Source organism: Gemmatimonadota bacterium, assembly GCA_026706345.1.
Classification (GTDB): domain Bacteria; phylum JAAXHH01; class JAAXHH01; order JAAXHH01; family JAAXHH01; genus JAAXHH01.
The window spans coordinates 57,034-69,939 of the sequence record JAPOYX010000023.1; the positions used below are offsets into that span (position 1 = coordinate 57,034).

General features: G+C 62.5%; 10 protein-coding genes. 4 read left to right on the forward strand and 6 right to left on the reverse strand.

What is annotated here, in order from left to right:
* The first annotated feature begins 11 nt into the window (after positions 1 to 11).
* Complete coding sequence (locus OXG98_02680) at positions 12 to 173, forward strand: hypothetical protein (GenBank protein MCY3770915.1); 162 nt, start codon at positions 12 to 14, stop codon at positions 171 to 173.
* A gap of 51 nt (positions 174 to 224) precedes the next feature.
* Entirely contained in the window at positions 225 to 1,121 is an 897-nt protein-coding gene (locus OXG98_02685; GenBank protein ID MCY3770916.1) for an acyltransferase family protein, read from the forward strand.
* Here the strand turns inward: OXG98_02685 and OXG98_02690 are convergent.
* From OXG98_02690 to leuS, 4 genes are all read right to left on the reverse strand, one after another.
* Complete coding sequence (locus tag OXG98_02690; GenBank protein ID MCY3770917.1) at positions 1,115 to 2,485, reverse strand: histidinol-phosphate transaminase; 1,371 nt, start codon at positions 2,483 to 2,485, stop codon at positions 1,115 to 1,117. The genes OXG98_02685 and OXG98_02690 overlap by 7 nt on opposite strands.
* A gap of 37 nt (positions 2,486 to 2,522) precedes the next feature.
* Positions 2,523 to 3,737: a histidinol-phosphate transaminase gene (locus tag OXG98_02695; GenBank protein MCY3770918.1), complete on the reverse strand. Its 1,215-nt coding sequence runs from the start codon at positions 3,735 to 3,737 to the stop codon at positions 2,523 to 2,525.
* A gap of 286 nt (positions 3,738 to 4,023) precedes the next feature.
* A complete protein-coding gene (locus tag OXG98_02700; protein ID MCY3770919.1) occupies positions 4,024 to 5,148 on the reverse strand; it encodes a glycosyltransferase in 1,125 nt (374 codons plus the stop codon).
* A 36-nt stretch (positions 5,149 to 5,184) separates the two neighbouring features.
* Complete coding sequence (leuS, locus tag OXG98_02705) at positions 5,185 to 7,626, reverse strand: leucine--tRNA ligase (GenBank protein ID MCY3770920.1); 2,442 nt, start codon at positions 7,624 to 7,626, stop codon at positions 5,185 to 5,187.
* A gap of 206 nt (positions 7,627 to 7,832) precedes the next feature.
* Here leuS and OXG98_02710 point away from each other — a divergent pair, with 206 nt between their 5' ends.
* Positions 7,833 to 9,281 (forward strand): HEAT repeat domain-containing protein, encoded by a 1,449-nt coding sequence (locus OXG98_02710; GenBank protein MCY3770921.1) that lies wholly within the window; start codon positions 7,833 to 7,835, stop codon positions 9,279 to 9,281.
* A 77-nt stretch (positions 9,282 to 9,358) separates the two neighbouring features.
* On the opposite strand, the gene OXG98_02715 is transcribed toward OXG98_02710, so the two are convergent.
* A complete protein-coding gene (locus tag OXG98_02715; GenBank protein ID MCY3770922.1) occupies positions 9,359 to 10,702 on the reverse strand; it encodes an APC family permease in 1,344 nt (447 codons plus the stop codon).
* A 262-nt stretch (positions 10,703 to 10,964) separates the two neighbouring features.
* On the opposite strand from OXG98_02715, the gene OXG98_02720 reads away from it, so the two are divergent.
* Positions 10,965 to 12,131: a phosphoribosylaminoimidazolecarboxamide formyltransferase gene (locus tag OXG98_02720; GenBank protein ID MCY3770923.1), complete on the forward strand. Its 1,167-nt coding sequence runs from the start codon at positions 10,965 to 10,967 to the stop codon at positions 12,129 to 12,131.
* Positions 12,132 to 12,152: 21 nt separating this feature from the next.
* Here the strand turns inward: OXG98_02720 and OXG98_02725 are convergent, their stop codons facing one another.
* Complete coding sequence (locus tag OXG98_02725) at positions 12,153 to 12,878, reverse strand: glycerophosphodiester phosphodiesterase family protein (protein ID MCY3770924.1); 726 nt, start codon at positions 12,876 to 12,878, stop codon at positions 12,153 to 12,155.
* Positions 12,879 to 12,906: the final 28 nt, after the last annotated feature.

The following is a 12,906-nucleotide window of genomic DNA, read 5'->3' on the forward strand; positions in this document are numbered from 1 at the left end:
AACCAGGAGAGATGCGACAAGAAAAGATGCGAGTGAATGGCCGTAGTTCGCCCGCGCCGGACAGGTTCCACGATCTGGACGCGCTGCGCGCATTTGCCATGTTGCTCGGCATCGTGCTGCATGCCTGTCTCTTCCTCATGCCCGTCGACGCGTGGCCTGTACAGGACAGGTAGGCGGATTTCCACGATTTCGAGAACAATCCGTACGCCTTCCTCTTCGGCGCCATTCACGGTTTTCGCATGCCGGTCTTCTATCTGATCAGCGGCTTCTTTACTGCCATGCTCTGGCAATCCCGCGGTCTGAGCGGCCTGGCGCGCCACCGCCTGAAACGCATCGGACTTCCCCTGCTGGTGGGAACGTTGACGATCATCCCGGTTACGAACGCGTTCTTCTTTCCCGCGACTCCCCTGACGTGGATGTTCTCCTGGCTGTTCAGCCTCGCCCACCTCTGGTTCCTGTGGTACCTGATCCTCATGACGGCTGCCTTCATCGCCTGCACGCGAACCGGCCTGCGGTTCCGTCATCCGGCCTGGTGGCTTCTCGTACCGGCCAGCATCCTTCCACAGTACCTGATGCAGGAGGGCATGATCGGCGCGGACAACTCGCCGGGCTTTATTCCGATCCCCCACGTGTTCGGATACTATCCGGTCTTCTACCTGTTCGGCGCGTTCTTCTACCAGAAGCGCGTCGAAGTGCGAAGGTGGTGGTCCGCGGGCCTGGTTCCGGCCGTCCTGGTGGTCATGCCGGCAGGATACCTGATGCTGAACCCAGAGTTACTGGGGCTGTCGCCGTCGAACACAGTCAGGGGGACGGTCGCGGCGATCGGCGTGGTCTATACGTGGCTGGCCTGTTTCGGATTGCTCGGACTGTTTCGCTGGATCGCGTCGAAGCATCGATACTGGGTTCGATACGTCTCGGATGCGTCTTACTGGCTGTACCTGGGCCACTTGCCGCTCGTACTCGGCGGACAGGTGCTGGTGGTGTCCTGGCCAGTCAGCGTGCATCTCAAGTTCGCGCTGATTTGCGTCGCGGTTACCGCCATCCTGCTGGCAACCTATCACTTCGGGGTACGATACACGCCCGTCGGAAGGGTGCTGAACGGCCCCCGCGTCCGTCATTGACCGGAGGGATGTCGGCACGTCCGGCACGCGTCAAGTTGAGCGGAGACATATCGGGATGAACGGTTTCCGGAACGGGACTGGCGTGATTGCCCGGTCCCGGAAACCGTCGCTTCGCCGGAAGGGGATTGTGCCGGGTCCGTCCGGTGCCGCCAACTGCTCACGAGCACCTTTTTAAGTGCGGCGATGAAGGCTTCGTTCTCTTCCTGCAGGCCGGAGGTGACCCGCAGCCAGTTGTTCATCCGCCAGCGGCGCTTGCCGTTGCCCACGAGCACGTTGTACTCCTCGAACAGCTTGCGCGTAACCTCGTCCGCGTCCGTGCGCACGTTCACCAGCATGAAGCTGGACTGGCTGGGCACGTACTCCAGTCCCATCTCCTCGAACTGGCTGGCGAAATAGTCATGGCCGGCCCACGCGGTTTCCCGGGCGCGGTCCTGGTAGTCATCATCCTCGATACACGCCTCGGCGGCGACCATCGACAGCGCGCTGACCCGGCCGCCCTTGTTGTCTTCGAGTTTCTCGATGACATGGGGCCGGGCCAGGCCGTAGCCGATGCGCAGGCCGGCCATGCCCATGATCTTCGAAAAGGTGCGCGTTACGATGACGTTCTCGTGGTCCAGGATCAGGGGAGCGGCGCCGATGCGGTCCTGCGGATTCCGCGCGAACTCGATATAGGCCTCGTCGACAAAGACCATGACGTCGGAGGGAACATCGCTGACGAACTTCTTGAGGTCTTCGAAAGGCGCAATGATGCCCGTCGGATTGCCCGGAGACGTGATGATGACAACCCGGGTATCCTCTGTGACGGCCGCCTTCATGGCGTCGAGGTCCTGGTGGAAATCGCGGGTTGTGCGGACCAGCCGCGCCCGGGCCCCGTATTTCCGGGCCGTACGGATCACGCCCCCGTAACCCGGCGCCGCCTCGATCATCTGGCCGCCGTCGCGCAGGTAGGCCGACGCGATGGCGAAGAGCACCTCCGAAGATCCGCAGCCGAGGGTCACCCAGGGTTCGGACCGATCCTGGGAGTCCCGAGTGGGTATGACGACCGGCAATCCGTGGCGTTCCGCGATCTGGCCGTATAGTCCCCGTCCCCGATAGTAGCGGTTGAACTTGTAGACGTACTGCATGATGGCTTCGACGGCCCGGGGCGACGGACCAATCGGATTCTCGTTGCTGCTCAGCCGGATGAACCCCTCGGGTACGCCCCAGCCCCGCACGGGCCGCGCCCGGGGTCCCGCCACCATCTGGGCCACGGCCTCGTAGCTGCCCAGGGACGCCACGCCAGCGCCTAATGCAAGCCCCTTAAGGAACTTGCGTCTCGTGAACCCGGAAGCCGCCAGGTTCATAGCCTTGATCATGTTTGACATATCGCCTTCCTTTTGAACGATTTGTTCAGACGCCCGGTCAGCTGCTTACCAGCACTTTCCTGAGCGCGGCCATGAAGGCCTCGTTCTCTTCCTGCAGCCCCGAGGTGACCCGAAGCCAGGTGTCCATCTCCCATCGGCGCTTTCCGTTGCCGACCATCACGTTGTATTCTTCTCTCAGCTTCCGGACGACTTCGTCCGCGTCCTTACGCACGTTGATCAGCATGAAACTGGACTGGCTGGGCACGTACTCGATGCCCATCTCGTCGAACTGGCTGGCGAAGTACTCCTGCCCGTCCCACGTCACCTTCCGCGCCCGGTCCTGGTAGTCATGGTCATCGATCCCCGCCACCGCGGCGTTGGTGGAAAGCATGCTCGGCCTGCCACCCTTGTTCTGGTTCAGCTTCGCGATGACTTCGGGGCGCGCCAGACCGTAGCCGACGCCCAACCCCGCCATGCCCATGATCTTGGAGAACGTACGGGCTACGATCACGTTCGCGTGATCCAGGATCAGCGGCGCAGCGCCGACCCGGTCTTCTGGGTTCTTCGAAAACTCGATGTAGGCCTCGTCAACGAATACGATCACGTCCGACGGAACCTCCTGGACGAACTTCCTCACTGCATCCGGGGGGACGAGGACGCCCGTCGGGTTACCCGGGTTGGTAATGACCACCACCCTGGTGTTTTCGGATATGGCGGCCTTCATCGCATCGAGATCCTGCTGGAAGTCGCTGGTCAGCGGGACCCACTTCGCCGTGGCACCGTATGCTTCGGCCGTGCGGAACACGCCGGCGTAACCGGGCGAGGCTTCGACCACTTCGGCTCCGTCCCTGAGATAGGCGGACGCCACGGCGAACAGCACCTCCGACGAGCCGCAGCCCAGGGTGACCCAGGCGCCCGGCGGCGAGAAGGTATTGGGAGGCCACTCCACCACGGGCAGCCCGTGCCGCTCGGCGATCTTGGTATAGATGTCCCTGTTCCGGTTGTACCGATTGAAGGAATACACATTCTCCAGGACAGCTTCGACCGCGCGCGGCGACGGGCCGATCGGCATTTCGTTGCCGCTCAGTCGCACCAGGCCTTCGGGTACGCCCCACCCGCGCACGGGCCTTGCGTTGGGTCCGGAGATCATCTGCGCCACGGCCTCGTAGCTGCCCAGCGATACGGCGCCCGCGCCGACCATCACGCCTTTGAGAAAGCCTCGTCTTGAAAAACCGGATGGTGCCGTTTGCGTGGTTTCAGCCCTGTCTGCCATGATAGACTCCTCGATTGATTAAGTGTGCGGGTCATGCGGACCGCCGGGTGAAGTCTGGTCGTACGTTACGCCAAGGGACGGGGCGACCGCGGCATTCGCGCATTTCGACTTTTCGAATGGACAGTTGTTACAATCTAAAGCGCGGTGGTTCAAATTACAATTATAATGTGTGAGGAATATACAACTTCGAGGCTATCGACATTCAGAATCGTGTCGTTCACTCGGTCCACTCATTCTGCGTTGTTCGCCGGGCCGGTCCGGCCGACCTCCGCCCGCCCGGTCCGCTTCACGCCGCGCACAGGTAGTCTTCCACTTCGACCAGGCCGATATCCGTGAGCGCCTGCCGGATCAGTTTTCGGGCGCCTCTTGAGGACACGGCGACGATGAGCATGGGATGACGGTAGCGGGTCCAGGTCGCGGGCAGTTCATCGGGACCGATAACGGGGGCTTCGCGCAGATGCCTGCCGATCTTCCGGGGAGATATGTCCACGAATGCATCTGCCGGACGGCCCATGCGGACGATATGCCTGGTCAACCTGCGGCCGGTCTGTCCGGCGCCCCAGACGATCAGCCCGTCCCGGCCTTTCAGCGGTCCGTTGACCAGGAAGTGCGCCTTGACGCGGAGGAAGTTCTCCACCGAGTAACGGGAGTCGGTTCGCGTCAACCGGTCCGCGTGCTCCCGCCAGTACAGCAGCGTTTTCGGTACCTTGGCGAATCGCCGTCCCGCGGCGTGGTAGCGAAGCCACAGGTCGTAGTCCTCCGGCCAGCCGGCATCGCGGTATCCGCCGAGTCCCACGAGTTCGTCCCGACGCACCATGGCCGACGGATGGGCGATCGGACTTTCAATGAAGATCTCCCGGGCGATATCCTCGGGTTCGACCAGGCTGTTCAGCCAGGCTTCATATACCTTCATGCCCTCGCCCACCGTCCCGTCGGCGAAGATCTCCACGAGCGATCCGGCTACGCTGATATCGGGCCGGGAATCCAGCAGTTCCACCTGCCGCACAAGACGATCGGGTTGCATTCGGTCGTCGGCGTCCATGCGGGCCAACAGCGCTCCGCGGCACAACGACAGCCCGTGGTTCAGGGCCTTGACCAGTCCGACGCGGCCTGCGCAGACCGGCTTGATTCTCCTGTCCCCTCGCCCCCAGGCCTCCAGGATCATCCTGCTGTCGTCGTCCGACCCGTCGTCGACCGCGATGACCTCGAAATCGCCCAGCGTCTGCCCGGCGATGCTCTGCAGGGTCTCGGGAAGCGTGCCGGCGGCGTTGTATACCGGCATCAGGACGGATATGCGCGGCATGGACATGGGCAAAGTGTTGGTGGAAGTCTGGGGCGGTTTCAGGCGTACGTAGATCGACGACGCGGGCCGGGTCGGATGGGATCCGACAGGTTTGGCACGGAGAAGCACCGCACCTGACGGGATTTCACACGCGGTCCAGCGGCCCTAACCCTTGACCACGATATTGAGCAGCTTGTCCGGCACGAAGATGTTCCGCACCGATTCCTTGCCGTCCGTCCACTGGCGCACGCGCTCGCTGGCGAAGGCGGCCTGCTCGATTTCCTCGCGGGGCGTCCCGGGCGGCAGTTCCAGGCGGTCACGTACCCGGCCGTTGATCTGGATGACGTACTCGATCGTGGCGGATACGATCAACGACGGATCGTACTCCGGCCAGGGTACGTCGCAGATCATGCCCTCCCGGCCCAGGTGCGTCCAAAGTTCCTGGGAGATGAACGGCGCGAAGGGCGCGGCCAGTTGAAGCAGCGTGCAGGCCGCGTCGCGATGATGCGAAAACGCGTTCTGCAAACCGTTGAGCAGTTCCATCAGGCGCGCGATGGCGGTATTGTACTGAAATGTTTCGATGTCTTCGGTGACGTCGCGGATTTTGGCATGCAGCAGGGCGAGCATCTCGGGATCGTCGGCCAGCGCTTCACTGAACGTGGTTCCGGTTACGTAGCGCCAGAGCCGGTCGTAGAACCGTCGGACGCCGTTGATGCCCGCGTCTTGAAAGTCACCGCCCACCTGGTAGGGCCCCAGGAACATGAGATAAGTGCGGAAGGCGTCCGCTCCGAATTTGTCCAGGTATTCGTCGGGATTGACCACGTTCCCCTTGGACTTGCTCATTTTCGCGCCGGAGCGGATGATGGTGCCATGGGCCCGGAACTTCTTGAAGGGTTCGGAAAAGGAGATCAGGCCGATGTCGTGCAGCGCCATCGTGACGAACCGGGTGTACATGAGATGTAGCACCGCGTGCTCGTTGCCCCCCACGTACATGTCCACGGGCAGCCACCGTTCCGTCATCTCCGGGTCGAAGACCACGTCCTCGCGTTCCGAGCTCGGATACCGGAAGAAATACCACGCCGAATCGAGGAAGTTGTCGTTGACGTCGGTCTCCCGGGTGGCGGGACCGCCACACGCGGGACAGGTGGTGTTCAGGAAGGACGGGTCGCGCGCCAGCGGACTCCGTCCCGTCCCGTCCGGCCTGAAGTCCTCCACGTGGGGGAGGATTACGGGCAACTGGTCCTCGGGAACTGGCACCACGCCGCAGTCTCCGCAGTGAATCATCGGGATCGGCGGCCCCCAGTACCGCTGGCGGCTGATGCACCAGTCCCGCAGCCGGTAGTTGACCTGGCGCTTTCCGACGCCGCGCTTATCCAGCCAGTCCGTGACCGCGCTCACGCCGACGGTGCTGTGGGTCCCGTCGAAGGGCCCGCTGTTGATCATGGTTCCTTCGCCGGTATAGGCTTCCTCGAGGCCGGTTGCGCCGTCGTATCCGTTCGTCGTGTCTTCCGATTCGCTGATCACCTGGACGATGGGCAGGTTGAATGCCCTCGCGAACTCGAAGTCCCGCCCGTCATGGGCCGGAACCGCCATGATGGCGCCCGTGCCGTAAGTCATCAGCACGTAATCGGATATCCAGATCGGAATCCGGGCGTCGTTGACCGGATTGACGGCGTAGCCGCCCGTGAACACGCCGGTCTTCTCGCGGGTAACGTCCTCGCGCTCGATGGCTGTCTTCCGGCCGCTTTCCTTCACGTATTCACTAACGGCCGCGCGCTGATCTTCCGTGGTCACGATGTCGACAAAGGGGTGTTCCGGCGCGAGGACCATGTAGGTGGCGCCCCAGAGCGTATCCGGCCGCGTGGTGAACACACTGAGCTTCTCGTTCTGACTGGCCAGGTGGAAATCCACCTCGGCACCTTCGCTTCGGCCGATCCACCTGCGCTGCGCGGTCTTGGTCGTCTCGGACCAGTCGATCGTTTCCAGGTTCTCCAGTAGTTGCCTCGCGTAGGCCGTGATCCGGAAGAACCACTGGCGCATGTTCCGTTGTTCGACCAGGGCGTCGCATCGCTCGCACACTCCGCCCTCGGCCTGTTCCGCCGCCAGCACCGTGTTGCAGGAAGGGCACCAGGTGACCGGCGCTTCCTTCTGGTAGGCCAGTCCGGCCTTGAAGAGCTGGATGAAGATCCACTGCGTCCACCGGTAGTAATCCGGATCCGTGGATTGTACTTCGTGACGCCAGTCGAACATGGCGCCCAGGCGCTTGAACTGACGGGTGAAGTTGACGATATTGTCGGGGATCAGCCGTCCGGGATGGGTATTGATCTTGAGGGCGAAGTTCTCCGAATGGATGCCGAAGGCGTCGAAGCCCATGGGCTCGAACACGTCGTGTCCCTTTGCGCGCATGTACCTTCCGTGGATGTCCGCGCCCGTATAGGCGAACACGTTGCCCACGTGCATGCCCTCGGCGGAGGGATAGGGGAACATCATGAGGTTGTAGTAGGGCTTCCGCGCCGCCTCCAGGTCGACCTCGTACGTTCCTTCCGAATCCCAGCGCTCGATCCACCGCGCCTCGACCGCTCCGTGATCGTATCTGTCGCCGTTCATTGCTTCCTCGAATCCAGCTGCCCGAATCCCTTCGTCGGATTCCCCGCCGCCAAAGGATTTCCGCTATACTGACCGGTCATTTCGCGTCCGTAATTTACCTGTCTTGACTGCGGAAATCAAGCGACTACTTTATAAGGTGCCGATTACTGCGAGATGTCGATAGCCACGCGATACCGACTACCCGGATGGATATAGAGGGACCCGCCATGCCAACCCGAAACCCCCATCTGCTGCAAGACGATGCCATCCGCCGGTTTATCACCGACGGACATGTGCAGGTCAATGCCGGGCTGCCCGGGGAGTTTCACCGGGACCTGTACCGCAAGATCGAGACCGTGCTGGAGGAGGAAGGCAATCCAGGCAACAACATCCTGCCCCGGATACCCGAGATCCAGCGGGTCTTCGACCAGCCCGCCGTGCGGGGAGCGCTGACCAGCATGCTCGGACCCGGTTACCTCATGCATCCCCACAGGTACTGCCACCTGAACAAGCCGGGCAGTTCCGGACAGCAGTGGCACAAGGACGATTACATCTTCGACCATAACGTGAGACACGCGCGTTGCCGGTGGGTGATGGCCTTCTATTATCCCCAGGACGTGAGCGCGGACATGGGACCGACGGGCATTCTGCCCGGCATGCAGCACCACAACAGGATCTCCGATTGCGACGCATCCAAAACCACGGAGTCCGCGCTGGGACTGTGCGGTCCCGCCGGTACGGTCTCTATCGTCAACTTCGACTCCTGGCACCGGGCCACGCAAAACGTCAGCGAAAAGAACCGATACATGCTCAAGTTCCAGTTCACCCGTTCACGCGAACCGGCCGGACCCGCCTGGGGAGGCGGAAACGGTGGTTGGGCGTCGCGAAACGGTGATACACAGACCGCCGTTTCGGAGGTAGTCTGGAGCTGGCTGACCGGTGCGGACCGCGTTGGATCTGATACCAATGGCGCGTCCCTCGGCCAATGTCTGTCCGACCTGGACGACCCGGACGAAGGCGTACGGTTGCAGGCCGCGTACAGCTTTGGAAGGTTAGGTGGAGCATCCGTGGAGCCCCTTGTGGAACGGCTTCGTGCGACCCGGGAAGAGAACGCCCTGGCGAGCGTGCCCAAGAACCCCGCGAATCCCGCGGGCGGCAATCCGTCGGAACTGCCTGCCGCGTACGCCCTGTCGGCCGTCGGAAGTCCAGCTGTAAAGCGCCTTGCTGCACTGCTCGAGGACGATGCCTGGTGGGTACGGGCCGCAGCCGCGGACGTTCTGGGCGACATCGGCCTGCATGCGTCATCCGCCCGCCCGGCGCTGTTGCGTGCCCTCGGCGACGAGGACGCGTGGGTACGGCGTAACGCGTCCGAAGCCCTGGCGGTTCAGGGCGGTTTCAGCAACGACGACGCCCCTGCGCTTCGAGGCGCGCTCGGCGATGAAGACGAACGGGTGCGGCGCAATATCGCTTTCGCCCTGGCCAGGCACCCGATTCAGGATGCGGAGCTGGTCGACGACCTGGCGGCGCGCTCGGTGGAGGACGACGGACGCTACGTCCGCTACTATGCCCTGGCGGCCGCGGCGAGGATGGCGGGGAAGACGGACCACGAGTCCCTGTGGGAAGCCATGCTCGCTACGCGCTGGTGCCCGCTGACGACCCGCAAGAGCGCGTTCTGACTCCGCGTTAATCATGTCGTGCCGCGGAGTGCAAGCACCTGTCACGCCATGAATCCCCGCGGTTCGTCTTCCGTTTGTTACTGGTCCGCATCTGCATTGATCCGGCCAAACAGCAGGTAAAGAGGGTAGCTCAGGACGACCACGGCCAGGGCCGTCAGGCTGACACCCGTGCCGCCAATGATGTTGCCGGCCAGGAAGGCCAGGGCGCCGGCAAGCGTGAGGGCCGTGGTCCATGGATAACCCCAGGCCCGGTAAGGCCGCGGGATATCCGGTTCCTTTCGTCTCAGGATGAAAACGGATAGGAACAGGATGGCGTAGTTGACCACGGTGAAGAACGCCAGGGCCTCTACCAGGCGTACGAAGCTCCCGCTGAACAGCAGGAAGACGATTGTGGCCGCGAGGCTGGCGAAGAGCGCCACGGTGGGCGTGCCGCCCCGGTTTACCCGCCGGCACTGCTTGAAGAAAAGACCGTCTGTGCTCATGGCGTAAACCACCCGGGCGGCGAACATGAAGCCCAGGTTGATCCCGATGATCAGGAAACCGGTCAAACTCGCGGTGATAAGCGTTTCCGCAAGCGGTCCGAACACGGTCTCCACGGCCCGGCCCACGGCCAGTTCGGCGCCCGCGATCTCCGAAATGGGCAGCATGCGCAACAGGGCGATGTTGATGAGCATGTAGACCGCGATCACAATTCCCACGCCCATGAACATCGACCGGGGAATCGTCCGTCCCGGATTTGCCATTTCCTCAGAGAAATAAGCGGTAAACACCCAGCCGTCATAGGCGTAAAGCACGCCACGCAGGGCCACGATGAAGGCCATGACCACGGCCCATCCCGCCGGCATGGACGGCAGCGACGCCGGTTCGGTTTCCGACGCTCCGCCGCCCGCCAGTGCGAAACACGCGATGATGAGCACGGCGAATATGGCCGCCTTGATCATGCTCGCGACGTTGTGGAGGCCGGTTCCCCATTTCACTCCCCGCCATTGGATCATCGCGAAGGTGACAGCGATGGCCAGGCACAGCGGAAGGCTATGCTTCGGAATCGAGGGCGTCAGGAGATGGAGGTATTCGTTGATGACGACGATGGTCATGGCCGTTGCGCCGCACCAGTTCAGCCAGTCGGTCCACCCGCTGACGAAACCGACGAAGGGCCCGAGGGTCCGGTGCGCGTAGACGTAGTAGGCGCCGGCCCGCGGCAATGCGGTGGCCATCTCCGCCGCGGACGCCGTGCTGAACAGCACGAACACACCGGCCGCGATCCAGGTGGACATATACCACCAGGGATCGGGCAACTGGGCCGCCACCTCGCCCGGCGCGCGCAGGATGCCGAGGCTGACGATGCCGCCGAAAGTGATGGCCAGGCCGGTGATCAGGCCGAGTACCCGCAGGAGACCGCCTCGGGAAGACGCGGAAGACATGGTTAGATCCTTAATCGGGAGGAAAGATCAGCGGATATTCGACCGGGCCTGGCGAGTTTCGTGGAAGCCGGCCGCCTCGTGAATATGGTTCTCCATGCCGCATGAAACAAGAGATTACCCCCCTGAGCGTTTGCCCGCCAACGTTCAGGGGATTATATTGTCCGCGCGAAGTGAACTTGTATTGGTATGCATTTCGGTATGGAAATGCATTAGTTCCCGCCGGGATTTTCTGAGTGAAACCGGGAAACAGGACAATGACTACATGGATCTATCGCTTAAATACGGACTCAATCCCCATCAACATCCCGCCAGGGTGACCCTGCCGCCTGAATCACCGCTGCGCGTGCTCAATGGAACGCCGGGCTACGTCAACATCATCGATGCCATGGGCGCGTGGCAGTTGGCCCGGGAATTGAACCAGGCCACGGGGTTGGCCGGCGCAGCGTCTTTCAAGCACGCGAGTCCCGCCGGGGCGGCGGTCGCCTCGGACCTTGACGAGACTTACCTCGCGTCGCAGTTTCTGGCCGGGAAGGAGTACTCACCCGGTGCCACCGCCTACATTCGTGCCCGCGGCGGCGATCGCATGTGTTCCTTCGGGGACGCGGCGGCCGTGAGCGAGGTAGTGGACCGGTCCCTGGCCAACGTACTCAGGCGGGAAGTGTCCGACCTGATCATCGCGCCGGGATACGATCCTGACGCACTGGAGATCCTCTGTGCGAAGAAGGGCGGCGGATACCTCGTCCTGGAGATCGACCCGGACTTCGAACCGCCCGGAGTAGAGCAGAGAACGTTGTTCGGTCTCGAGTTGGAACAGCCCCGTAACGACGCGGCCATCACGCGGCAGACCTTTTCCAACATCGTCACGGGTAACCGGAATATACCGGATGCCGAGCTCGACACCCTCGTCGTGGCGACGATCGCCCTCAAGTACACCCAGTCCAATTCCGTCTGCGTGGCCTCCGACGGCCAGGTGATCGGCATGGGCGCGGGCCAGCAGTCCCGCATCCACTGCACCCGGCTCGCCTGCGACAAGGCCGACAAGTGGTTCCTTCAGCAGCATCCCCGGACGCTGGACCTCCCCTTCCGTGAAGGACTCAAACGTACCGAGAAGACGAACCTCGTCGACCAGTACCTCCTGTGGGACCAGCTTTCCGACACAGAAGAGGTCCACATGCTGGACCACCTTGAAGAGCTTCCCGTGCCGATCTCGCCGGCAGAGCGCAGGGAATACCTCTCCCGGTTCGGCGGGATCTGCCTCTCTTCGGACGCCTACATCCCCTTCCGCGACAATATCGACCGGGCCGCCCGAAGCAACGTGCGGTACGTAGCTCAGACGGGCGGTTCAACGGCGGACCAGGGCGTGACGGAAGCGGCCGACGACTACGGCATGGCGATGGCCCATACAGGGCTGCGGCTGTTTTTGCACTAGCACGGACGCCGATCGTTCCCGCTACGCGGTTTCCGCGATCACCGCTTTCATCCGTTCCGGATAGTTTGTCAGGATCCCGTCCACGCCCATCCCGGTATATGTCCGCATGTCTTCGGGGGTATCCGCGTAGAATACATGCACACCCAGTCCTGATTCGTGCGCCTTCTGAACAAATCCCGGCGTGGTCATGTCCCGTCCAGGCTGCGTCGTCCGAAGCCCCATCTCCGTTGATGACCGAATGTAATCCTCGGAGGAGCGGTTGTTCGGAAAGATCCGGCAAGCTATTCGCGGGTCGACCTCGGCAATTATCCCCACGCTCTCATCATTGCAGGCCAGAATGGAATCGTCCATCATTCGGAACGCACGCAGCGCCTTCGCTACCTTACGTTCATATTCGCCATCCGGGTTCCCACCCTCTTTAAGGTGTACATTGAGCCTCACTTTACCCTGAACGAGATCCAGCGCTTCCTCCCAGGTCGGCACGCGTTCGCCCCGAAACCGTTCGCCAAACGCCCATCCGGCGTCGAGTGTCCTGATCTCGGCAAGCGTGAGCTCGCCAATCGCGCCCGTACCGTCGGTTGTTCGATCTACTGTGGCATCGTGCATGACGACGAGATGTCCGTCCCTTGTAGAACGGAGATCGAGTTCAATCTCATCCACGCCGATTTCCAGCGCCATCTGAAACGCGCGTAACGTGTTCTCGGGGTAGTTTCCCGACGCGCCACGATGAGCGATGTTGGCAACCACGTGTTATTCCTTAGCCTATTGACGCAGG

Coding starts and splice junctions, on each gene's coding strand:
- OXG98_02680 (MCY3770915.1), top strand. CDS start 12: ATGCGACAAGAAAAGATGCGAGTGAATGGCCGTAGTTCGCCCGCGCCG.
- OXG98_02690 (MCY3770917.1), bottom strand. CDS start 2,485: ATGTCAAACATGATCAAGGCTATGAACCTGGCGGCTTCCGGGTTCACG.
- OXG98_02695 (MCY3770918.1), bottom strand. CDS start 3,737: ATGGCAGACAGGGCTGAAACCACGCAAACGGCACCATCCGGTTTTTCA.
- leuS (MCY3770920.1), bottom strand. CDS start 7,626: ATGAACGGCGACAGATACGATCACGGAGCGGTCGAGGCGCGGTGGATC.
- OXG98_02710 (MCY3770921.1), top strand. CDS start 7,833: ATGCCAACCCGAAACCCCCATCTGCTGCAAGACGATGCCATCCGCCGG.
- OXG98_02715 (MCY3770922.1), bottom strand. CDS start 10,702: ATGTCTTCCGCGTCTTCCCGAGGCGGTCTCCTGCGGGTACTCGGCCTG.
- OXG98_02720 (MCY3770923.1), top strand. CDS start 10,965: ATGGATCTATCGCTTAAATACGGACTCAATCCCCATCAACATCCCGCC.